Below are 25,042 nucleotides of genomic sequence, written 5' to 3'. Positions count from 1 at the left end.
AGTCTTTTAATGAATTCATGTTTCTTCTTAGAAAATATTTGCATCGCTCTTTAAAAGTTTGAGCTGTTTGTAATGAAACTTTTGCTAGTTTTGCATAATATCGATATTGGCATCGTTACATGTTCGTAAGAACTAAGATGGTCTATTTTTTTCTTTTTATAATCTTTTATTCTACGTTTAATGTTTGGCATAAAATTAAATCTAGGATTAATCACATAAAGACTATCTTTAAAAATTATGTTTAACAAGTCCTGATCTTGGAATCGAAGTAAGTTTTTCTTTTCTTTTAATATCTGAATGGCTTGATTAAAAACATTCATCTCTTGCCATTTTTTCAGATTAATTAACAATACCCCTGCGTTAAAATAAATATGATCCGAGCGTAACCCCAGTTTTTCTTTATGTTGATCTTGTTGAATTTCAAATTCAACAAAAGAATCCAAACAAGCTCCTATCGCGTGATCGCCTAAATCAATATTCCACAATGGACCTAAATCACCATTAACCAAAATATCGATATCCAAGTAAATAAGCTTGTTTACATCTCCCCAATCAAAAATATCAACCAAGGCTAAACGAGCATAAGTGACTAAAGAGATGTAATCAATCGTAATAGGAAAGTCAACAAACTTTTCCATAGGAATTGGAATAAAGGTAATCGTCTTATCAGGATACGCATTCACTACACGCATTAATTGACGTTGGCCATCCTCACTGATGCCTTGACTCAATATATAAAAATTAATAGCGTGGTGTTTATTGTTTTCTAGTATGCTACACAAGCAAATCGATAAATAATTTACGTAATTATTATCGGAAGCGAATACGATGTTCATCACCTTTTATCCTACTTTGTACATGAATTGAGTTTTTATAATACTTTATTTCGATTAATTCTGGTAGTTATTGTCTAGAGTTGATTCGCTATTGATGAAATAAATCAAAAAACCATTTCGTTACTTTATCTTTTGCTTCAAACCATTCTCGAGTAAACGTAAAAAATATACTTCTTTTACCTTTTGAAAAATCAATGTTAGAAGCCAATCCTTGAGAGTTAACTTGAAAACATAAAGGGATAATTGCTGAAAATGGTACTTTATGCTCCCAATATCGTTCCATATAGACATCTAAATTATAAATCCATTCTTTAGAACCATCTAAAAATTTTTTTGCTGCAATAGGCGTTATATAGTAAGCAAGAGCATTTCCCCATCCTGTATGACATTTTATTATTTCAATCCCAGAATCTGTTGTATCAATAACATGATGGTGTTTTAAATATTTATCGTTGTAAGGTTTTCCCAGCCATAAGAATTCGTATATATTCTCTTTTGATGAGAGATATTGATAGACTTTAGTGAAAGAGCTTAATATCTCAATATCATCTTCCAAAATAATAATGGGTTTATTTAATTTGCAACATTTTTCCCACAATGAATAATGACTAGCATAACAGCCTAACTGACTTGTAGTCATAGAGCGTTTTTTTCTTAAAAGACGTTTAATATGATTATATTTTTTAAATAAAAAATGGTCCGGGTTGTTTTTTCCATCTATGGCAGAGAAAAAAGTAAATTCTACTTCTATATTTAGTTCTTTAAATTTTTGAATAATGATGTCCCGACGATCTACAGAACGTTCAAGATTAATTATAAAAATATTAATGAGTTGCGACTCATGTGTATGCGGGGGGGGGGGTATTTGCAATCATAGACTTATAATCAATTATCATCAGTGATATTATACTTTTTTAACAAAGGTACTACAGTTTATGAAAGCAAATCTTATATACTTCTTACCGCCCACTATTTTTTTCTATTTTTATGCTTTTTAAATAATTTAGGAAATCGAACAAGATCCATGATAATTTTATAATAAAAATTATTGTATATATTATTTTTACTATTCTTTAGATCGCTATCAAACAGTTGTTTTATTTTCCATCTGATATGTCTTGGAACAGTAATAATATCTTTTGTCCATTCTCCAGTTTTTGCCTCTATATTAAATTTGCATACACCCCCCCCCATATGATTTTTATTAAAACTCAATGGGATATGTCGAGATAGGCAACTATCTGGGCAAAGGCTGAACAGATTAATATCATAATGAGCACGTAAATATTGAATCATGTTTATATCGAAATTTAAGGAATGAACTTGTCCTTTCCCCTCTTTTTTATCAATATTTGGACAAAGATTTAAAATATTTGTTTTCGCCGTATCAAATGCATACAAGCCATCTTGATAAAAATCAATGCCTGCAATATAAATATTTTTATATCCACAGGCCATCGCTGCAATAATCATATAAATGCCAGATGTAATTCTTTTATTTTCAAATAATTCATAACGACGCAGTAAAGCATCCACATCTAAATAATGAGACAGGAACGCTTCATATCCATCAATCACATCTACTAAATAGGCAATTTCTTTTTCCTGTTGTTCATTTTCAACGAAGGGGTTATTAAAGCGAGAAACGATAATGTTTTCTATCTCATATTCTCCATTTTCTATTAATTTCTGCATCGTTATATACTGGTGCATCAGAACGCTTGGAATAAAAAAGGCGGCTTTAATTTTTTTACCTATAAAATAACTATCTTCAAAATAAAATTGATTGCATCTGAATACATCATAATCTGCAGGTAATCTATCATAGTCAATTGCTTTTAAGCTTGGACCATTGCCACAAATAATAACATTGTCGCTTGTTCTGTGGATTTTTTTTGTTCTTGCTAATAATGTATCTGTCATATTTTTACCCCTAGTTAGCTATAAAGCTATTAAAACCTATGACTTTCTGCATTCTCTATTGAAATAAAAGTAAAAGAGTGAGAATGAAAGTACTATATATTGTTAGTAAAATTTCAATGAGATAAGTGTTATAGTATATAACTTATAAATATTAAAATGAATAAATTTAAAATTTATGAAAAATATCATTAAATATCGGCCAGAAATAGATGGGTTAAGGGCGATTGCCGTTTTGTCGGTATTCATCTTTCATTTGAATTCAAATTGGTTGCCGGGAGGGTTCCTTGGTGTTGATGTATTTTTTGTAGTTTCGGGCTTTCTTATTACTCAAATTATCATTGAACATTTACTTCAAGGAAAATTTAGTTTTTCGGATTTTTATGCTAGACGGATAAAACGAATTTATCCAATGTCACTACTTATAGTGTTATTAGTATTAATTGCTACTTATTTTTTATTTGATAAAGACGATTTTATACGGGTAAAAAAGACAAGTGATTATACATATCAGTTTCTTACTAATTTTTACCTGTCTAAAAAAACGGGTTATTTTGATCTTGATTCACATTCAAACCCTTATTTACATTACTGGTCATTGGCGATTGAAGAACAATTTTATTTTTTATTTCCATTTTTAATTGTTATTGCTTATAAACTATTTAAAACAACTAAATATTTATTATGGTTATGTCTATTTTTGTTTTTAACTAGTTTTTTATGGAGCATCTTTTCCAAGCATCCGAATGCTTATTTTTTATCTCAATTAAGATTTTTTGAAATTCTAATTGGAGCTATTATAGCGATTGTTTCACAGCATACTTATTTGATGAAATATGCCTTAAAACCTAGTATAAACGGGGGGGGGGGGGTAGCACTTCTTGCATTCTTTGGACTAGTATTGTGTTTTATATTCATTACTCAAGAAGTAATGACATGGTCCATAGCTATATCGATCATTCCTTGTTTACTAACCGCCGTTATTCTTTTATTTTCTCGTGATATTAGTTTTCTTGGACGGGTTCTATCTAATCCTTTCTTAGTCGCGATTGGGAAAGTATCTTTCTCTTTGTATTTATGGCATTGGGCGATCATTAGTATTGTTACTTACTCATTTGGAGCGGGTCTAGGTATTTCATTTAATAGCCATGCATTTTATTTTATTCTTATTGGAACATTTTTATTTTCGACAATAAGTTATTTTTTAATAGAAAAACCAATAAGAGCATTACGATTAACATTTAAAAATGCATTTATATACATATATTTAATTCCTAGTATTATTGTTTTATCTTTAGGATTTTATTTGTCAACGCAAAGAAAGTCTGAGCACTCTTATTTAAGAGAAGAAATTTATAAAGTAGAAATGGGAAATAACGATAAAGCCAAAATATTGCTTTATGGGGATTCACATGCAACTCATTTATTTCCTTTTATGTCGTATTTAGCAGAACAAGAAGGCTGGGCGTTTCATATTTTTAACACTAATTCATTTGAAGAGTGTCGCTTTCCATTCGATAAAAATGGAAATTTAATAACTAAATTTAATTGTCAAAGTGTTCTAGATAGACTTAATAAGTATGATGTTGTGATTTTAAGTTTTTACTATGATAGATTTTCTGGAGATTACTATATTGCTAGAGAACATCCGCGTAGACTGATAGATAAACATTTTTATCAAAAATTTAGATATTTGGTTCAATATCTTTCTGAGCAAGGAAAACAGGTTTATATGTTTGGGGATGTTAGTACATTAACCCAGTATGCTGTACGTTATCAACGAGCCATGAATAGGGGATTAAATTTTATACTACCCGATATTTCACGTTATACATTTACTGCAGAAAGTAATAAGCGAATATTTGAGCAAATAAAAGATATTCCAAATGTACATTACATTGACATTGATAGATATGTACCCAGAGATTTATTTATTGATGGTCAATCAGTATATTTGGATCAAGATCACCTTACTGCTTTTGGTTCAAAATCGACAGCAATTAATTTTCATAAAAATAGATATTTATTCTCAGAAACGTTAATTAAGAAACTTCGTCTCAGAGAGGATAAATAACGAAACTAGGTTAAAAATTCAAATGAGTTAAATCATTATTGCTATGATAAATAAACTTCAACTGTCCTAAATATGATTTTTTGTAATTACAAATGAATAAAAAACATTCCCTTAGCTAAGAAAACAATTAATAACACATGAATAAAGACGCTGGTATGAATCACGTGATTTCTAAATTTATTAAGACGATGACGTTTAATTAAGATCATTGCTGTTAAAAAGTGTCCAAATACACTGGTTGCTAGAATGATCTTTATCAGTAAAAGCGTCCCAAAACTAGACTGAAATGGATGATGGAGTACATCAGTGTAGCGTAATGCAATCATTGCTAACCCAGAGCCGTACAATACTAACAAGGCAAAAGGAATAATCTCACGAATACGTTTACCCAAGACTTTTTCCATATCACGCATAAACTCTACGCTAACACGCTTTCGTACACCTTCCATAATCAGTACTTCAAAGAACACCGTACCGACAAACATAATGGCTGCATAAAGGTGAAGTGTTTGGGCAAAAGCGTAATAGTTCATAAATAGATACTCTTATACGATTAAATTAGTCTTTTTTGAAAATTTCATCAGGTGATTTATAAGTCCATTTACTTCTTTTCTTATCAATATATTGAAAATGTTCGTTTGTAAAGGTTCCTTGACTGCAAGTTAAGCTATCACGCCGAACCGTAATAGCTTCTTCTTTTGGGTTCAATACAGCATTCAGAACTGTGGGTCCAGTTAAACCATAAACACCCATTTTCTTATTATTTTCTTTGTCTTGAATATTTAGAATGATGCGATCGAGTACATCCTTTAATAAAGGATTACCAGGAGCACTTGCCATAAAGAAATTATTGTAGTGATCGCGTCGTGTAATAAAAACTTCTTTATCCTCTTCACCAATAATAGCAGATAAATTCCAAGCGAGTTGTGCATCGATATCTAGATAAACACCGCCTTCAGTATATAGAACGAATAAACGCCAGAAATCTGCTTGTGCAGCACCATCGGCAATCTGATCAAAAGCTTTAAAGGTGACTTCATCTGCTTTTTCCTTAATATACTTTTCGCGTTCTTCATGTCCCATATAACGATATTCATAATCTTGAGAGAAGAAACGATTAACTAAGTAGTTGCAATAAACGGGCAATGATACTTTATTAGTATAATTCGTTTGCCAAATAATACGAGGAATCTTTTGATCCTGTGTTTTCTTTATTTTTGCAGGACTGTAAAAAGGAATCGTAAAACGCTTTTTCGGAAATAGGAAATGAAAAATATAACAAAGATATTTAACAATATGTCCTATAAAACGAGTAATCGCACGACTTGCTAAGATTAATTTTTCGTGTTTAACGGGTTTGTAAAATTTCATTTTTCACCTATTGTCATTGCCTTTATTATACGAATTTAGGCCTGATAATGGCAATTTAATTGGTTAAGCAACGTTTTATCCGATAATAAACAATCGTCTTACAATATTTGTTTTTCTAATCACACAAATATTTACTTCAAGGCAGTATCTTATTTTCAATGTCTTTAACAGAGACTCTCATTTATACACGAATTTTTGTACCCATTACATTATCCATATCCACTTATAAAAAATACAATTTTAAATATACATAACAAAGCAAAAATCATTTCTCTTATAATCTCGTTATAATAAAATTACTCACTTTTTACCTTATTCACCATGAAATTCGCAATTATCATTGCCGCCTACAATGTGGCCCCTTATTTATCACAAGCAATTGACTCTGTAATTAGTCAAGATTATAAGAACTTCGAGCTCATCATTGTGGATGACGGTAGCAGTGATGATACTTTGTCCATTGCTCAACAGTATGCGTTAAAACATCCAGATATCATCAAAGTCATCGATTTAGGAAAGAACACGGGCACTTGGAATGCTCGCTATCAAGGAGTATTGGCGACTTCAGAGGATGTAGAACTCATCACCTTTTTAGATGGTGATGATTATTTTTATCCTTATGCACTCACTAATATTCATAATCAATGGTCAACCACACAACCCGACTTTTTATGCAATTCGATTTTTATAGAGAAAGAAGAACAAACAGAGCCACAAAAAAATAACATTTTCAAAAATCAATATAAAAAAGAATTTACTTATCGCCAGAAAGCATTTAGTTTAGAACAGATTTTAGGATCTTACATTATTAGACAATTCTTCCCATGGTTTATTGCAGGCAAGGTCTACAAACGTTCATTATTACTATCCACTTACCATAGAATTGGAAAAATTACAGATAGATACTATATCAGCGAAGATTTATTATTAACCATAGCTTATCTTATTTCTTGTCAGAAAATAGCAATGAATTTTACGCCATTTTATTTCTATCGATATATTCCCAAAAAAAGTGAAGAGTATTTAAGAGAGACGAGAAAACAAAAAAATATCACTATCTCTCATTTAACAAAACTTTCTGATAACGAAGAGTTTATTATCAAAATTTTTATACAAAAGCACATATTGTTGCAAAAAGATTATTTTTTCGTTTTCAACAGAACCCCTCCTTACATTTTACGTAAAATCTACAAAACAAAACGTCGCATAAAGCTCAAACACATCCGTTCAATGTATTATCGACATGTCATTGGAGGCATAAAAGGCCATACCTTGGCCTTATTATCTTACTTTCAAAAAGTATAACCATTCATCTCCCCCTACCTTACCGAATCTGCAAAAATCCTTTGAATAGGCTAAAATATAAGAGTTTTGATATTAAAAGGGTTTGACTATGTCAGCTTTCTTGGAAGGAAAAGTATTAACTGTTCATCATTGGACAGATCGTTTGTTTAGTTTTACCACGACTCGAGATCAAGCTCTTCGCTTTATTGATGGTCAGTTTACGATGATCGGTTTGCCTGTAGATGGTAAGCCTTTGTTGCGAGCATACAGTATTGCTAGCCCGAATTATGAGGAGCATTTGGAGTTTTTAAGTATTAAAGTGCCTGATGGTCCCTTAACGTCACGTCTTCAGCATATTCAGCCAGGTGATAGTATTATTATCGGCCGTAAGCCCACAGGAACGTTAGTGGCTGATTACTTGCTTCCTGGAAAACGTTTGTATCTTTTGGCCACGGGTACAGGTCTTGCACCGTTCATGAGTTTGATTCGTTCTCCAGATGTTTACGAGAAGTTTGACGAAGTGATTTTAGTACACGGAGTTCGCCAAGTGGCTGAATTGGCTTATCGTGACTACATCACTAAAGAACTCCCTCATCATGAATATTTAGGCGAGATGATTGCATCTCAACTAAAATACTACCCAACAGTTACGCGTGAACCCTTTGAAAATCAAGGTCGCATTACGGATCTGATTGAAAATGAAAAATTGTTCAAAGATCTAGGCGTACCTGTGATGAATCCTACTGAAGATCGTGTCATGATTTGTGGTAGCCCAGGTCTTTTGGCAGATTTACGTGTGATGTTAGATAAACGCGGGTTTATTGAAGGCAATACAAGCACACCGGGCACCTATGTGATTGAACGTGCTTTTGTGGACTAATCCTTATTTCCTGTATTTAAAAACGTTACTCTCACGGTTGTAAAAACTGTGAGAGTTTTTTGTATCTATCAAACCTATATCAAGTTATTCAAATACCGTTTTTAAATTGGGGATACTGGCAGCAATGCTCCTCTTTTCTAGTGCAACCCCGCGATAGCTAACGGCTAACTTCATTCTTGAATGATACTAGGTTTACATTAACCTCTCACACTTCAAAAGGATTCATTCATCCACCAATCACTAAGAATTATTATGAAGCTGGCGTAAAAGCCCCCTACTCTATCTCTCAAAAAATTCACTCATCGATCTTGACGGTATATATGGTAAAGCGTCCTTAGCCTCCTCGACCTTTCACTCCCCACCATCCATCATCTCTTATCAATCTTATTTTTCCAAACAAGTGAATCAAATACGTTCTCAATCACACTGCTCAAGTGGTGAAGGTAATTTTTTACCAATCACCCCAAACTCAACAAAATAAGGGTTTGTTTTGCTCGGGTCATCGCCACGTAACATTCATTTTGTGAAACTAAGCTATGATGTGCGAAATCATCGCCCTCTTTATTCACATCGTAAACGACGACACGATTAAATTCCTTTCCTTTTGCATTAAGCACTGTATCCAGTTTCCATTTCGAACGTCCATTTCTAGTGATCAAACGTTGATGAAAGTTTGGCCACTCACGATAAGTTAAATTCGGTTCTGTGCTTTGGATATAGTGTTTTAGGGCATTCCAAGAGTTTTGTTCGCCTATCGAAACGAATGATAGCCAATCGGTTTTTTGTTCAAAATCATCCATGATGGTCAAGATAGGTGTCTCATCGGGAGACATCCAAACCAATACCGCTTCTCGCATCATTCTCAAAAAGTGTTCGTTCAATTGATTTTTAGCAGAAGTCGAACGATTTTCCCATGTTGTCCACTCATTATCATTTGACCTTATCACTTCTCGTTTATTGTGTTCATAAGAGTGTTGAACATTATCATCCGTGTAAGCAGCTTCATAAACACTGCTATCCTGCTCATCACCCGATCTTTGGGTATGCATCATGTCGTGATGTTGAGGTGCTTCGTCTGTTACACAAGAAGGATAGTCGCTTTCTTCACCTAGTCGCTTTCCGCCGTCTTCACCACGGTCCACGACATCAGACGGTTCTATCCCTATCTTATTATCCCATCCGTTCACATCCACCGAATCTTCACAAAACTGTCCAACCGTACTCGCTTCACCACGCCCTGCGACAACAGCTACATCACTCACATATACATCATGGCTTCTTATCAACTCGTCTTTTTTCTCAGACTCATCACGCCTCATCATTTCTTGCCAATCACCTAGTGTTTGGTATATTTTTCCATCAAACGCGGAGGTCCCAAATACCTGGATATAAAACTGATTAATCAATCTCACGGCAAAGATTTCATGAAAATTAAAACTGACTCGCGACAGGAATGACAACATATAAAAGGCCGCAGAGACCAAGTCGGATCGATGTTGAACGATAAGCGTAGTCGGTAATTGTTTATCTGCTGAAGTCACCTCAAAACGCACCTCGCTGCGGTCTTCAAGACTGTTTAAATGCGTACCTCTTTGGTCGTTTGTAATCTTCTGAACGCGTTTAGCAATGGCCTTTCCGTAACGATAACTTTTATCAAGATACACGACTTCTGGATTATATGCGTTTTTATACAATTCAAAAACAGAGGTGCTGTCTTGGGTTCGCCATATATTCAAACTTTGGAAACGGTCTCCCACGGCCACTAACTGACAAGAACGCCCTCTGTCATTCGCCATCAAATTAGCAACCAAGGTCACCACGTCAAGGTACAATGGCGTGACATCATGAAATTCATCAATCATGATATGAGCATAACGCCATGCTTGTGGCATCGTGTGTTCATACTCACTCATCACCAATAGGTCATAGCACAACTCTTGTACGGTGCGAAATCCAAATACGCCCTTTGGTCCTTGTCCATTCGTCCAATGCGAACGATACTGTTCATAGCAAGCAAATATCGTTTCTACAAAAGGCAAGGAAAAATGAAATGTTTGATAAACATCGGCCGAATCTAACTGATACGATTTGGAATGTCGGTACAAAGAAATATCTTCAAAAATCAAATAAAGATTCTCACGTGTTAACAAAGGTAAATCAATATGTTCTTCTTTAAACACTTGAGCATATTCGTCTATCACATCGGGCAAAATCTGTTCAATGACGGTTTCCAAGTCCAATAATTGATAATCATCGCCCCAGAATGACAACAATGAATAAGCCATCTCATCCAGTGTCATCACCTTAATTTTTGCGGATGACGACAGAAGATCGGCATCTAAAAGAAAATGTTCTGCATCGCGATCTTTAATGTATTGTTTGGCGACTTCTCTGGCTGATCGTGTAAAAGTCAAAATCAAACTTTTTGCATCCTCTGCAGGTTCATACTTCGCTTCATAAATTGCCAAATCCACGATATAGCTGGTTTTCCCAGCCCCTGCACAAGCTTCCACCAAAAGATTATCTTTTAATAATGTATCCACTTGTAATTCAGATGAACGATTTACCCGCATCCCACATCTCCATATAAAGCCTTTGTCTGTCTCAATCACTTGTCTGTTTTATCTTCACCAAACGACCATCTTAACACCCATCTTCACTATCCCCTCGACATCTCTATCACCTCAACATGTTTCAAACGATGTTCTATCACAACCTATTCCCTATCCGCTATCAAGCACTCACTAACTAAACAACCGCCTTATCCCTCACATAGCCAGTCTCGCCATTTATCCCCGTCAGCAATGATCGGTAGATCGAAACAGTTCTATCACCACCTCCACCACAGCACATCTGTTAACTGAACAACCGCCTCTTTGCTCACGTAACAACGGCCACCCCGTCGATCCGCCACCAGACACCCTTAACGACGTTCAATGATCGTGATAACACTGCTTCGCCATTTCTAAGGTTAGACGACTTTCAAAAACATGTTCTTTTTGACTCAACGGATCGATAAATCTTACTGATCGCGCCAGCAATTGCAAGGGACGGCTAAAATCACCCACTTCACGAGCAGGCAATAATGTAGGATAAAACTCATCATTTAAAATAGGCACCCCTAAAGCATTCATATGGGCTCTTAGCTGATGTTTTCTACCCGTAACAGGTTCCAATAAATAATGCCCCAGTCCATTCGCATGGCTTAATAAAGTAATACGCGTTTCGCTATTAGGTTCACGGTCATATTCTTTCATCACAAAAAATTGATCGCTTCGAGCCAAATAACTGCGATAAGTTAAAGGAAGTGCTAAATCGGCACGATAAGGGGCTACGCACTCATAGGTTTTTTCAATGTCTCTGGTTTGAAATAAACTTTGATAAACGCCTCGAACTTCTACTTTTTTAGAAAATAAAAGCAACCCTGCTGTATCTCTATCTAAACGATGAATAGGGTTAATCTCTTGGTTGTTCAGCATTTCCCTTAACCGAATCACAGCGGTTTCTTTAAGGTATTTGCCGCCTGGAATCGTGGCCATAAAATGCGGTTTATCGACAACGACTAGATGTTCGTCTTCGTAAATAATCGTTAATTCAAACGGATTAGGAGCTTCATTAGGGACTTTGCGATAGTACCAAATCCAAGAGTCGGGGCGATATGGACTATCTGCGGATAAAGGCTCTCCCTCGTCATTGACCATCGCACCTGAGGCAAGTTGTTCTTGAATGTAACGAGAATCGAGGTGAGCAAATCGCCAACATAGGAAAGCGTAAAGATTCGGCCATTCACCTCGCACTAAACGTACCCGACTGGGTGCAATGCCATCTTTAACAGGAAGGGGAGGCGTTGGCTTGCCTCCCTTCTTCATCATTGATGCCATTAGGATTTTAATGCTTTCAAAATCGCATCAACTGTTTCACGGGCATCGCCAAAACACATACTTGTGTTTTCACGGAAGAATAATGGGTTTTGGACCCCCGCATAACCCGTATTCATTGAGCGTTTAAAGACAACGACCTGACTCGCTTTCCAAACTTCTAGCACAGGCATACCCGCAATCGGACTATTAGGATCTTCATTGGCCGCTGGGTTAACCGTGTCATTGGCACCGATTACCAACACCGTGTCCGTATCAGGGAAGTCATCGTTAATCTCATCCATATCTAACATAATATCGTAAGGCACGTGTGCTTCAGCGAGCAATACGTTCATATGACCTGGCAGACGACCTGCGACGGGATGAATCGCAAATCGCACATTCACGCCTTTTTCGCGAAGTAGTGAGGTAATTTCTGCCACAGGGTATTGGGCCTGAGCCACCGCCATACCGTATCCTGGCGTGATAATAACCGACGTACTATTTTTTAATAGTTCGGCCACCCCCTCTGTACTGATTTCGTGATATTCACCCTCTTCTTCATCGCTAGAGGCACTAGAACCGCCTGTACCAAAGCCACCTGCGATAACAGAGATAAATGAACGGTTCATTGCTTTACACATAATGTAAGAAAGGATCGCCCCTGATGAACCGACCAAAGCACCCGTTACAATCAGCAAATCATTGCTTAACATGAAACCTGCTGCGGCCGCTGCCCAGCCTGAATACGAGTTCAACATGGATACGACCACTGGCATGTCTGCACCGCCGATAGAAGCCACTAAATGCCAGCCAAATGCCAACGCAATGAGTGTCATCAAAATCAAACAAAATGCACTACCATCGACCGATACAAAGATGATCATCAGAATGAGTGACACAAGCAAAGCCGCCAGATTCAATCCGTGTTTATAAGGCAACATTAAAGGCTTACTACTAATAAAGCCTCTTAACTTGCCAAAAGCAACGATAGAACCTGAGAAAGTCACCGCACCAATAAACACCCCTAAAAATATTTCGATAAGGTGGATATTGTGCATAGCCTGTGTATCAGCGTTCACATCACCGATTTGAGCCTGAGTTAACACGGTTAAAATCGTTTCTGATAAGTTATTTAAAGCAGGGGCCGCCGATAGGTCTGATAGCATGTAACTGTTATAGCCCACAAACACAGCCGCCAACCCTACAAAGCTATGTAGAATCGCCACTAATTCTGGCATTTGGGTCATTTCAACACGTTTTGCCAACACAATCCCTGCAGCACCACCTACTAACATGGCAAAGATAATGGCCACCGTACCATTGACATCACTTGAAAACAACGTCGCTAACACGGCAATCGCCATCCCCACGATACCCAGTAGATTGCCTCTTTGGGCCGTTTCTTGTCGTGACAATCCCGATAAACTAAGGATAAAACAAAGTGACGCAGCAATATAAGCAGTAATAACGTAAGACTGACTCATCTTATTTACCCTCTTTACGGAACATTTTTAACATACGTTGGGTGACAGTAAAGCCACCAAAAATATTGATACTGACAACCAGTACGGAAACAAAAGCAAGGATGCTCGCAAAAGCGTGACCTTGAGCGACTTGCAATAATGCCCCAATAATCACAATACCAGAAATAGCATTCGTCACCGACATAAGAGGCGTGTGTAAAGAATGCGATACATTCCATACAACGTAATAGCCCACCACACAAGATAGTACGAACACCATTAAATGCGACAAGAAAGCCAAAGGAGCGTATTGGGCAATACACAACATCACGATGACCGCCAAAAGTACCCAAGGCCATTTGGCAGCAGGTGCTTCCGCTTGTTTTGTCACCATTTGTTTTTTCGCGGTTTGGGTAGGTGCTGTCGCCGATACACTAATTGGAGGCGGTGGGAACGTAATCTGTCCCGCTAAGACCACGGTCATATTTCTAATAATGACATCTTCTTGATCTAAAGTGACCTCGCCATTTTTCTCTTTGCAGATTAACTTCGTCAAGTTCACTAGGTTACTTGCATACAACTGAGAAGACTGAGCGGCCAAACGTCCTGCTAAATCCGTGTAACCAATAATCTTCACCCCATTATCCGTAACGGTTAATTGGCCTGCCTGTGTCAATTCGCAATTTCCACCTGTCGCGGCCGCCATATCCACAATAACGGATCCCGGTTTCATGCTAGCGACCATTTCTTTGGTAATCAAACGGGGAGCGGGTTTACCAGGAATCATTGCCGTGGTAATGATAATATCGACTTCTTTTGCTTGCTGTGCAAATAACGCCATCTCCGCTTTAATAAATTCCTCAGACATGGTTTTGGCATAACCATCCGAGCTAGAACCATCTTCTTTAAAGTCCAGTTTCAGGAACTGTCCACCCATCGATTCAATTTGTTCAGCCACTTCAGGGCGTGTATCAAATGCTCTGACGATGGCACCCAAAGAGCTGGCCGTACCAATCGCCGCCAATCCTGCCACGCCCGCACCGATAATCAACACCTTAGCTGGAGGCACCTTACCTGCAGCGGTAATTTGACCTGTAAAGAAACGTCCAAACTCATGAGCAGCTTCCACTACAGCTCGGTAACCACTAATATTCGCCATCGATGACAAAGCATCTAAAGATTGGGCACGAGAGATACGTGGCACCATATCCATGGCTAGTAATGTAATGTTCTGAGTGGCCGCTTGTTTGACAATATCTGGATTCAAGCTTGGCTGCACAAAAGACACTAATGTCGCCCCCGCTTTCATCTGTTTGATTTCTTCTAGCGTGGGTGGATTAACCTTATAAACCAAGTCTGATTGCCAAACCTCTTTATCTGATAATACCAAAGCACCTGCTTCTTCATACGCCTTATCATCGAAACTCGCTTTAATACCAGCCCCTGTCTGGATAGCGACCTCAAACCCTAATTTAATCAGTTGAGTCACTGTAGAGGGAGTCGCTGCAACACGTGTTTCACTCGATAGGATTTCCTTTGGAATTCCAATTCTCATACCAATCCTTTGTAAGTTAGCAAATTATCGTTCTTATTCTAGCTCATTACACCTGCTAATTAAAGGATCAACGAGGTACGGTAAATAAAAAAATCGCCGATGAATAAATAAAAAATGGCCCCACATTAAGCTAATAAAATCAACTAAATGTGGGGCTTTCCCCTTTGAAAGATCTATATCATAGATGAGTTCATTTTAAGAAGAAACCATAATACTGTCAATGTTAATATTTGACGTAAATAGCAAGTTCTCAAAACTGTTGTCATATTGATACAGTTACAGGGATGGATTCCTAGAAAGAACCTTATTGACGGCTTGATGCCAAAGGGCTAATTTTGTGCATCGTTCGTCTTCCGATAGACTCGGCTCAAACGCCCGATCTAAGGTCCACTTCACTTCTTTGGATTGGAAAAGTCCTGACACTTCACCCGCTAGTTTTGCCACGCCCCACGCCGTCATCTCTGACATAACAGGTCTCAATACGGGCACTCCCAAAATATCCGCTTGGAATTGCATCAATAGATCATTTTTGCTGGCACCCCCATCGACACACAACTCGGTCAATGCAACATTGGTGTCTTTTTGCATGGCATTTAGTACATCAGCGACTTGATAAGCAATGGCTTCTAAGGCTGCCCTAGCGATATGGGCACGATGCGTACCACGAGTCATGCCAAGAATTGCGGCTTGAGCCTGTGCATCCCAATAAGGAGCCCCCAATCCAGTAAAGGCTGGCACTAACACCACGCCATTACTGTCTGACACTTCCATCGCCAGTGCTTCCACTTCATGAGAGGCTTTAAACAGTCCCAACCCATCTCTTAACCATTGAACGATCGCACCTGCCATAAAAATACTACCCTCAAGTGCATAATTACTGGCTTCATTGACATCTTTTTTCCAAGTAATCGTGCTTAATAGCTGATGGGTGCTTCGCTGTAGTTTTTGTCCCGTATTCATCAATAGGAAACAACCCGTGCCGTAGGTATTTTTAGCCGTGCCAGGTTCCTCGCAACCATGTCCTAATAAAGCAGATTGTTGGTCGCCCAACACCGCATAAATAGGGATTTCTACACCAAACAAATCTTTATGTGTGTACGCTAACTCCCCTGCACTGGGCACGATTTCTGGCAAAATTGATTTAGGAATATCAAATAAATCTAATAAGGTATCAGACCATTGCTCGGTTTCTATATCCATCAGCATCGTACGCGAAGCATTCGTGACATCCGTAATATGTCGTTGTCCTTTGGTCAATTGCCAAATTAACCAACTATCAACCGTGCCAAAGGCTAATTTACCTGATGCTGCAAGGTTTTTCGCATCGGGATAATGATCCAACATCCAACGAATTTTACTCGCACTAAAGTACGGATCGGATTTTAGGCCTGTAATGGATTGAATGGTTTCTAAATGACCTTGTTCCACCAAAGATCGGCACCATTCATGCGTACGTCTATCTTGCCAAACCAAGGCTGGACCAATCGCTTGCCCCGTATCCTTTCGCCATAAAATCGTCGTTTCTCTTTGGTTCGTGATACCAATCCCACTGATTTGATAAGCGGGAATATTGGCTTTCTCCAAGGCTTTTTTCATGGTATCAAATTGTGATAACCACAAATGGTGAGCATTTTGCTCCACGTAACCATTTCTTGGAGCTTGGATACCCACTTCTTCTTGAGCAATGGAAATCAACAAGCCTTTTGATCCAAAAATTAAGGTACGGCTGGAAGTCGTACCTTGATCTAGGGACATTATGTACATATCAAATATCCAAGTTTGCAACGGACAAGGCGTTGGTTTCGATAAAGTCACGTCGTGGCTCAACCTGATCGCCCATCAACATGGTAAAAATCGCATCAGCCGCGATAGCATCTTCTACCTGAACACGTAATAAACGTCTCACTTTAGGATCCATCGTGGTTTCCCAAAGCTGTTCAGCGTTCATTTCACCTAAACCCTTGTAACGTTGTTTCGTAACTGATTTTTCAGCTTGTGAACGTAGCCATTGGACTGCTTCACGGAAGTCACTCACCGCCATTTCTACACGCTTATCGCCCTCGCCTTTCCAAACATAAGCACCTTTGCCGATCAACTGATGAAAGGTTTGGGAAGCTCCTGCCAATACGGCATAATCAGGGGTTTGGGTAAATTCAGGCGTAAAGTGAGAAATGCGTGCGTTACCATGATGAATACGCACCACTTCAATATAATGGGCCGATGTTTCAGCATCCTGTTTCAACGTAACGGTTACAGCATTCGGCATGCTTGGATCCGTTAAAGCCGCTTGCAAAGCCGCTGCGGTTGCTTGAGCTTTTTCAGGGGTTGAGAAGTCTAAACCAACGCCCTCTGCAATCACCGATAAAGCTCCCTCATCTTTTACTTTTGATAATTTATGAATCACCTGATCGGCACGTTCATAAATGTTCATCAAGTTTTCCAACGCTTCATCCACAATAGGGTCTTTACCCTCAGCAGGCACCAATCCTGCCGATTTCAAGGCGACTTTCTGCATGAAACGTGCTTCTTCTTTCTCATCGATCAAATACTGCTCTTCTTTACCGACTTTTGCTTTGTATAAAGGAGGTTGGGCAATGTAGATATAACCGCGTTCCACCAATTCAGGCATTTGACGATAGAACAATGTCAACAGTAAGGTACGAATGTGTGCACCGTCCACGTCCGCATCGGTCATGATAATGATGCGGTGATAACGTAATTTTTCGACATTAAAATCAGGGCCAATATTCGTACCCAAAGCAGTAATCAATGTCGCAATCTGTTCACTGGCCACTAATTTATCAAAACGTGCTTTTTCAACGTTTAGCACTTTACCTCGCAAAGGCAAAATAGCTTGGAACTTACGGTCACGACCTTGTTTTGCAGAACCACCCGCTGAGTCACCCTCGACAATATAAAGCTCAGACTTTGCAGGATCTTTTTCTTGGCAATCCGCTAATTTACCTGGTAGGCCCGCTCCCTCTAAGACACTTTTACGACGGGTAATTTCTCTTGCTTTACGAGCAGCTTCACGAGCACGAGCAGCCTCGATAATTTTCCCACAAATCGCTTTGGCATCATTGGGATTTTCTAGCAACCATGTCTCTAACTCTCTTGCTACAGCTTCTTCAACCGCTGGTCTAACCTCACTAGAAACCAGCTTGTCTTTAGTTTGGCTAGAAAACTTGGGTTCTGGCACTTTCACAGATAGAACGCATGCCAACCCCTCACGCATATCATCGCCGGTTGTTTCCACTTTTGCTTTTTTAGCCAATTCATTATCAGCGATATATTTGTTAATCACGCGAGTCATGGCTGCACGCAAGCCTGTTAGATGCGTTCCACCATCGCGTTGAGGAATATTGTTCGTGAAACACAACACATTCTCTGAAAAGCTGTCATTCCACTGCATCGCTACATCTACACCTACTTCCACACCACCTGCATTGGAGCTGGTACTTACTGAGAAGATGTTTGAGTTCAAAGTGGTTTTGCCACGATTAATGTAAGCGACGAAACCTTGAACACCGCCAGAAAAAGCAAAGTTTTCTTCCTTACCTTCGCGTTCATCGACCAATCTTACTGCCACGCCATTATTTAGGAAAGATAACTCTCTTAGGCGTTTTGACAAAATTTCATAATGGTACTCAATCTTGCCAAAAATCTCATGATCAGCCAAATAGCGTACAACCGTCCCCGTTTTATCGGTATCACCCGTTACTTTTAGTGGCTCAACGCGTTCTCCACGGCGAAACTCCATCTCATGGATATGGCCTTGTCTAAAGATTTTCAGTTTCAACCATTCAGACAAAGCATTCACGCAGGACACCCCCACGCCATGCAAGCCACCAGACACTTTATAAGAATTTTGGTCAAACTTACCACCCGCATGCAGCTCCGTCATCACGATTTCTGCGGCACTTCGGTGATGTTCATCTCCTTGGTGAATATCCGTTGGGATGCCTCGTCCATTATCGGAAACGGAAATCGAATTATCCGCATGAATGGTCACGACAATATCATCACAATATCCAGCTAATGCCTCATCTATCGCATTATCCACCACCTCAAAGACCATGTGATGAAGACCTGTTCCATCCGAAGTATCACCAATGTACATCCCTGGACGTTTACGAACAGCCTCAAGGCCTTTGAGCATCTTAATCGAGTCGGCACCGTAATTTGTATTTTCTGACATAAATAAAATCTTTTACTAGTTAAACACGCATGGGCATTACAACATATCGGAACGTATCATCTTGGGGGATCGTGATAAATACCGAAGAACTTCCACTGCTTTGGCAAGTCCACACTACTTCTTCAGATTTAGCCATCGCTAACACATCTTGAAGATAAGAAGATTTAAAGGCTGTATCGATGGGTACCCCCTCATAATGGATCGCTACTTCTTCCATCGATTCTTCTTGTTCGCTATTATGGGCTTGCAAACGCAACATATTATTTTCAAAGTGCAGTTTGACCCCTTTTTGGTCCTTTTTATCTGCCGCTAACAATACTGTTGAACGTCTCAAAGCACCTAACAATTCCTCACGATTGATATGAATAGAAATCTCATAAGTCGTATCAATCACACGTGAATAATCTGGGAACTTACCTTCTACCAGTTTAGAAACAATCTCTACATCACCAAACGATAAAGAGATCTGGCTATCCGTAAGGCCAACGGTCACCAACTCATCACTTTCGTCCAACAAACGCTGCAATTCGTGAATCGCTTTACGAGGGATGATAATGGAATGATCCGCACCGCTAATTCCCTCTACGACCGCAACAGATTTTGCCATACGATGCCCATCAGTTGCCACCGCTGTTAGCACATTACCTTTAAACTCAAGCAACACCCCATTTAGGTAATAACGGATGTCTTTTTCAGCCATCGCATAATGCACTTGATTCAATAATTTGCACAAAATACGCTGAGGCATTGCAAAGCTTAACGTCCAGTTTTCTGGCTGTTTCACCACAGGATAATCCATGCTAGGCAAAGTCTGTAAAGTATAGCGACTACGTCCTGACTTCACGACAATCATGCCCCCCTCTTCTTCTAAGGAAACATCTGCACCATCAGGCAATGCCCTTAAAATATCTAGCAACTTTCTAGCAGCCACTGTTGTCGCCATCTCGCTATCCCCCAATCCAATTTGGGCATGGGTTTTAATCTGGACTGATTCATCTGTTGCCAAAAAAGATAGCTGACCGCCTTTCTTTTCAATCAACACATTCACCAAAATAGGCTTGGCTGAACGATTTTCAATAATCCCCGCCACCGTCTGTAACGGTTTTAATATCGACTCTTTTGACGTTTTTAACAACTGCATAGTTTATCCCTTAATGCTTTGTTCCAATATATTTAACTGATGATTTAATTCACTATCTGTCTCTCTGTTAGATGCTATTTTATTACAAGCATGCATCACAGTCGTGTGATCTTTACCAAATGCCTCTCCAATCTCTGTCTGGCTTTTTTTGACCAACTCTCGACACAAGTACATCGCCACATGTCTGGCCAATGCGATTTTTTTGCGACGATTCTTTGAATTAATATCCTGAATTCTCACATTATAATAGTCTGCCACCGTTTTCTTAACTTCTTCGATCCCAACATGACTTAACGTCGTTGTAATATAGCCAGAAATCACACTACGACAGCAGTCGATATCGATGACTCGTTGACCAAAACTCATAGCATAGGTCTTCAAACGGTTAATCGCCCCCTCTAACTCACGCACGTTTCGCTCAATATTTCGCGCAATATAAAAGGACACTCCCTCACCTAGCTCTAGGCCTTGTTGCTGGGCCTTACGTTCAACAATCGCTTGTCGCATCTCCAATCCCGGAGCACGCATACCCACCGTCAACCCTGAACTAAATCTTGAAATCAGTCGCTGATGAAACCCTTTTAACTGATTGACAGGCACATCTGACGTAATGACTACCTGACACTGATTATTCAATAAAATCTCGTATAGATTAAAAAACTCATTAATCGTGACTTCTTTGCCCACCAATATCTGAATATCGTCTATCAACAACAAATCTAGCGATTCATAATCCTGTCGAAAACTATCATAATCCTTAGTGCGGGCCGCTTTAACATAATTGTTCAAAAAAGTTTGGGCAGAAATAAACTGTGCTTTTTTGACCTTATCCTGTTTAATCAGTTCAATACCAATAGCCTGCATCATATGCGTTTTACCTAGCCCAGTATTGCCATAAATAAACAAAGGATTATTACCCATCTCTCCTGGACAGTTCACCACTTGCAACGCCGATGCCACCGCCATTTTATTTTCCTGCCCCTCCACAAAATTCTCAAAACTCTGTTGGGGGTTGATACCAAAGGATTTCAACTTTTCATCTAAGCTCAATGGGGCTGATTTTGGCATCATGGAAGCAGAATGAGCCGTATTTTCTGAAACGTTTTTTGAGATAGAAATATTTGATATCGAGATTTTATTCGCCAACACATCTTTATTCGTGTCTAATACAAAGCGAACATCCGTCCCTTGAACACCAAAAAAATCATCGGCAAGGCTTTCAATTACTTTCTTATAATTAGCGATTGCGTACTTGAGTTTCATCGGATTAGGCACAGACACCTCTAAGGTTTTTTCTGCCTGATCCCATCGAATGAACTTCATCGGTTCAACCCAAAGTGCAAACACATGTTCATTCATATTTGGGCGAACAAAGTTAAGAAACTCATCCCAAAACTTTTCTTCCATCATTGACACCAAAATTTCCAAACATACATTATATACTTTTCTAGAAATTTAAACCTAGTAGATAAAAATGGATTGAATATTTTATAATTATCATTTAAAATCTTTCGTTTATTTAGAAAACATTCAGGAATTAATTATGAAACGCACATATCAACCATCGGTTACGCGTCGCAAACGCACTCATGGTTTTCGTGTACGCATGAAAACTCGTGGTGGACGTGCTGTGATCAATGCACGTCGTGCAAAAGGCCGCAAACGTCTAGCAGTGTAATCGAATTTTCAATAAGAACGTCTTGAATAATTCATTATTTAAATTTCGTTCAGATGCTAGACTTCGTCGTGCGGATGATTTTGCTCGCACACTGAAAGGAAGATGCTTAGGAAAGACCCGTCATTTCGTTTTGATGACCGACCTAAGCTCTTCCTTTTCTTATACCCATCCGCGTTTAGGTTTGGTTATCGGCAAGAAATTTGCCAAACGAGCGGTTTCTCGCAACACCATTAAACGAGTGATTCGTGAATGCTTTCGTACCCATCAAGCAGATATCCTCCTATCAGACTATGTGTTTCGTCTTTATCGACAACCGCCCCACTGCAGTTTGCGTGCATTAAAAAAAATCGTTCACGAAGAAACCCTTTTCTTACTTCAAAAGGCATTTATCAACATACCTCAAGATAAGCAATCATAATGAGGCCAATTACCCTCCCATTCAAACCCTTATCTCCATAACGAGTGTGACACAAGTCGTATTGGTACTCAACAAGAAAAGCGATAAAATAAGTTTTTACTATCCTTTAGTTTTTACGACCCTTACTCATTATGATAAAAAAGATGAATAACGCCGTTGCTTGGTGTTTATTAAAATTGATTCGTCTTTATCAAATTACATTAAGTCCTTTTATTGGCCGTCAATGTCGGTTTATGCCCACTTGTTCTCACTACACCATGCAGGCGATCCAATTACACGGCCCTTTTAAAGGAAGCTATTTAGGTGCTTATCGTATTTTGAGATGCGGTCCTTGGTGCCAAGGTGGGCATGATCCTGTTCCTGAACCACGATCTAAAAACAAAACACCTCACCAAAATACGCCTTGAATGGATGATTCACCTCCTTTTAACGCCCTCATCACCCACCTTCAACGCGTCTAAACTCAACACAGACTTTTGCGTATCACCAGTGAAGCTGATATCACTGCAAACCTATTTAAAACTCACCACTTTTTTACTCAAACAACCTTTTGCACACCTCAACGCCCCACTCAACATCAGCCTCTTTGCCTATCGCTAATAATTTTAAGTATCCGTATCAAGTTTTATATTAGAAAATACCGATATTAGGTTAAACTGTTAGCTTTCTGTTTTTTTCAACTTGATACGAGAAATATGAATTTTAGACAACTTATGTTATGGCTAATTGTGGCCTTTTGTACGATTACAATTTGGAACAATTGGCATCAATACACCAACCCTACGCCCGTCCAAACGAGCAGTCAGGGTAACGAAACGCCGAACTTGCCTATATCCACCACTAAGGAAGCGGCTATCGACAGTCAGACAACACTCGCTCAAGCGACTGGAGAACTCATTGACGTTTCTACCGATTTATATCGCCTAAAATTTGATACATTAGGGGCTCAGCTTGTTTATGCCGAGTTATTGGCACACCAACACGCTGTCGATAACACCCAACAAACGCTTCTTTTGGACAACGATCCGAATAATTTCTTTGTTGCTCAAACAGGGCTGAGTGGTGCCACTCCTGATGTCTATCCTAATCAGAAAACACTTTTTACTTATTTAAAAACTGAGAAACAAGATAACCGCACCCTTGTTAGTTTTGAAGCACAAAAAGGTGGATTACAAGTCGTTCGTACTTACACTATTGAGAACAACAGTTACGATATTTTAGTCAACGATAAGATTACCAATATCTCTGATCACGATATTACTGCTTCTCAATATTATCAAATTACACGAAACAGTGCTGATCCAGTCGGTACACAGAAGTTTGATCACTCATTCCACGGACTAGCACTTTATACCGAATCAGGGAAATTCCAAAAATTAAAATTCAGCGATATTGCGGACAATGACGCAGAATATACAAAAGAAACCAAAGCAGGCTGGATTAGTTATGTTCAGCATTACTTTGTGACGGCGTGGGTACCTGATCAAACCATCACACATCATTTAAGTGCTAGAAAAGTTGGCGATGATCGATATGCGTTAAGTACGATTTCAGCGTTACCGACATTAGCTCCTAACGCCAGCATCACCACGCAAGCCAATCTTTGGGTAGGTCCACAAGATAAAGCTGGATTAGCAGCCGTTAACCCTACTTTAGATGTTGTGGTTGATTATGGATGGGTAACGATTTTGGCCAAACCCATGTTCTCATTTATGGCATGGATCCATTCTATTGTGGGCAACTGGGGTTGGACCATTATCATTCTGACCATTGTTATCAAACTTATTTTATTCCCATTGTCTGCGGCCAGCTATAAATCCATGGCCAAAATGAAACGCGTTGCTCCTCGTATGAATGCGATTCGCGAACAATATGGCGATGATCGACAAAAGCTCAATGCCGCGATGTTCCAGTTGTATAAAGATGAGAAGATTAACCCAATGGGTGGATGTTTGCCTATCTTATTGCAAATCCCCGTATTCTTCACATTATATCGCGTGATTCAGTCCAGCGTCGAACTACGCGGTGCCCCATGGTTAGGCTGGATTCATGATTTAAGCGTGACTGACCCCTATTACATTTTACCTGTATTGATGGTTTTATCCATGTTCTTGCAGTTTGCATTGAACCCTACCCCAGCCGATCCGATGCAAGCCAAAATGATGAAAATCATGCCGTTGATTTTCGGGGCATTCATGTTCTTCTTCCCAGCAGGTCTCGTACTCTACTGGTTAGTAAATAACATTCTTTCCATTGCACAACAGGCTTACATCAGCAAGAAATACAATGCTGAGGCTAACGAAGCCATTTTAAAACACAAGTAATCTGCCAAAAAACAACCAAACCTTGACCCCCTATTTTCAA

Annotated in this window: 20 protein-coding genes; 7 read left to right on the top strand and 13 right to left on the bottom strand. The window is 38.9% G+C overall.

What is annotated here, in order from left to right; all coding sequences use genetic code 11:
- Positions 1–50: 50 nt before the first annotated feature.
- From IX83_RS00210 to IX83_RS00200, 3 genes are all read right to left on the bottom strand, one after another.
- Complete coding sequence (locus tag IX83_RS00210) at positions 51–836, bottom strand: glycosyltransferase family 8 protein (RefSeq protein ID WP_051918941.1); 786 nt, start codon at positions 834–836, stop codon at positions 51–53.
- Positions 837–924: 88 nt separating this feature from the next.
- Positions 925–1,707 (bottom strand): glycosyltransferase family 25 protein, encoded by a 783-nt coding sequence (locus tag IX83_RS00205; protein WP_081888795.1) that lies wholly within the window; start codon positions 1,705–1,707, stop codon positions 925–927.
- 98 nt (positions 1,708–1,805) lie between these two features.
- Positions 1,806–2,759: an alpha-2,3-sialyltransferase gene (locus IX83_RS00200; RefSeq protein WP_051918934.1), complete on the bottom strand. Its 954-nt coding sequence runs from the start codon at positions 2,757–2,759 to the stop codon at positions 1,806–1,808.
- Positions 2,760–2,934: 175 nt separating this feature from the next.
- On the opposite strand from IX83_RS00200, the gene IX83_RS00195 reads away from it, so the two are divergent.
- Positions 2,935–4,830, top strand: a complete 1,896-nt coding sequence (locus IX83_RS00195; protein WP_038497779.1) for an acyltransferase family protein — start codon at positions 2,935–2,937, stop codon at positions 4,828–4,830.
- A gap of 86 nt (positions 4,831–4,916) precedes the next feature.
- Here IX83_RS00195 and IX83_RS00190 read toward each other — a convergent pair whose 3' ends face one another.
- Both IX83_RS00190 and IX83_RS00185 read right to left on the bottom strand, forming a co-directional pair.
- Positions 4,917–5,363 carry a CopD family copper resistance protein gene (locus IX83_RS00190; RefSeq protein WP_038497776.1) on the bottom strand — a complete coding sequence of 149 codons (447 nt, stop codon included), beginning with the start codon at positions 5,361–5,363 and terminating at the stop codon, positions 4,917–4,919.
- 25 nt (positions 5,364–5,388) lie between these two features.
- A complete protein-coding gene (locus tag IX83_RS00185) occupies positions 5,389–6,201 on the bottom strand; it encodes a glycosyltransferase family 32 protein (protein WP_038497771.1) in 813 nt (270 codons plus the stop codon).
- Between the two features lie 321 nt (positions 6,202–6,522).
- On the opposite strand from IX83_RS00185, the gene IX83_RS08480 reads away from it, so the two are divergent.
- Complete coding sequence (locus tag IX83_RS08480; protein WP_051918931.1) at positions 6,523–7,506, top strand: glycosyltransferase family 2 protein; 984 nt, start codon at positions 6,523–6,525, stop codon at positions 7,504–7,506.
- A gap of 88 nt (positions 7,507–7,594) precedes the next feature.
- Entirely contained in the window at positions 7,595–8,365 is a 771-nt protein-coding gene (locus tag IX83_RS00175) for a ferredoxin--NADP reductase (protein WP_038497768.1), read from the top strand.
- A 458-nt stretch (positions 8,366–8,823) separates the two neighbouring features.
- On the opposite strand, the gene IX83_RS00170 is transcribed toward IX83_RS00175, so the two are convergent.
- The 8 genes from IX83_RS00170 to dnaA all read right to left on the bottom strand — a co-directional run bounded on the left by IX83_RS00170 (position 8,824) and on the right by dnaA (position 21,992).
- A complete protein-coding gene (locus IX83_RS00170; RefSeq protein ID WP_038497766.1) occupies positions 8,824–10,938 on the bottom strand; it encodes a UvrD-helicase domain-containing protein in 2,115 nt (704 codons plus the stop codon).
- Positions 10,939–11,298: 360 nt separating this feature from the next.
- Positions 11,299–12,237 carry a pseudouridine synthase gene (locus IX83_RS00160; RefSeq protein WP_236620611.1) on the bottom strand — a complete coding sequence of 313 codons (939 nt, stop codon included), beginning with the start codon at positions 12,235–12,237 and terminating at the stop codon, positions 11,299–11,301.
- A gap of 8 nt (positions 12,238–12,245) precedes the next feature.
- Positions 12,246–13,709 (bottom strand): Re/Si-specific NAD(P)(+) transhydrogenase subunit beta, encoded by a 1,464-nt coding sequence (pntB, locus tag IX83_RS00155; protein WP_038497760.1) that lies wholly within the window; start codon positions 13,707–13,709, stop codon positions 12,246–12,248.
- Position 13,710: 1 nt separating this feature from the next.
- A complete protein-coding gene (locus IX83_RS00150; RefSeq protein ID WP_038497757.1) occupies positions 13,711–15,243 on the bottom strand; it encodes a Re/Si-specific NAD(P)(+) transhydrogenase subunit alpha in 1,533 nt (510 codons plus the stop codon).
- A 276-nt stretch (positions 15,244–15,519) separates the two neighbouring features.
- Positions 15,520–17,007, bottom strand: coding sequence for a glycerol kinase GlpK (glpK, locus tag IX83_RS00145; protein WP_038497752.1), 1,488 nt, complete (start codon positions 17,005–17,007; stop codon positions 15,520–15,522).
- Between the two features lies 1 nt (position 17,008).
- The gene (gyrB, locus tag IX83_RS00140; RefSeq protein ID WP_038497749.1) at positions 17,009–19,441 is read right to left on the bottom strand and encodes a DNA topoisomerase (ATP-hydrolyzing) subunit B; all 2,433 of its coding nucleotides are present in this window, start codon (positions 19,439–19,441) and stop codon (positions 17,009–17,011) included.
- Between the two features lie 19 nt (positions 19,442–19,460).
- The gene (dnaN, locus tag IX83_RS00135; protein ID WP_038497746.1) at positions 19,461–20,582 is read right to left on the bottom strand and encodes a DNA polymerase III subunit beta; all 1,122 of its coding nucleotides are present in this window, start codon (positions 20,580–20,582) and stop codon (positions 19,461–19,463) included.
- 3 nt (positions 20,583–20,585) lie between these two features.
- A complete protein-coding gene (dnaA, locus tag IX83_RS00130; RefSeq protein ID WP_081888794.1) occupies positions 20,586–21,992 on the bottom strand; it encodes a chromosomal replication initiator protein DnaA in 1,407 nt (468 codons plus the stop codon).
- Between the two features lie 133 nt (positions 21,993–22,125).
- Between dnaA and rpmH the strand changes: the two genes are divergently transcribed.
- From rpmH to yidC, 4 genes are all read left to right on the top strand, one after another.
- On the top strand, positions 22,126–22,260 hold the full coding sequence (gene rpmH, locus IX83_RS00125) for a 50S ribosomal protein L34 (RefSeq protein WP_006578231.1): 135 nt from the start codon (positions 22,126–22,128) through the stop codon (positions 22,258–22,260).
- A gap of 22 nt (positions 22,261–22,282) precedes the next feature.
- A complete protein-coding gene (gene rnpA, locus IX83_RS00120) occupies positions 22,283–22,678 on the top strand; it encodes a ribonuclease P protein component (RefSeq protein ID WP_051918928.1) in 396 nt (131 codons plus the stop codon).
- 143 nt (positions 22,679–22,821) lie between these two features.
- Positions 22,822–23,085 carry a membrane protein insertion efficiency factor YidD gene (gene yidD, locus IX83_RS00115; RefSeq protein WP_038497738.1) on the top strand — a complete coding sequence of 88 codons (264 nt, stop codon included), beginning with the start codon at positions 22,822–22,824 and terminating at the stop codon, positions 23,083–23,085.
- Positions 23,086–23,373: 288 nt separating this feature from the next.
- On the top strand, positions 23,374–25,002 hold the full coding sequence (yidC, locus tag IX83_RS00110) for a membrane protein insertase YidC (RefSeq protein ID WP_038497736.1): 1,629 nt from the start codon (positions 23,374–23,376) through the stop codon (positions 25,000–25,002).
- Positions 25,003–25,042: the final 40 nt, after the last annotated feature.

The organism is Basilea psittacipulmonis DSM 24701, assembly GCF_000743945.1.
Lineage (GTDB): Bacteria > Pseudomonadota > Gammaproteobacteria > Burkholderiales > Burkholderiaceae_B > Basilea > Basilea psittacipulmonis.
Note: the sequence above shows the minus strand (reverse complement) of the source record. Positions and strands in the feature narration are given on the sequence as shown.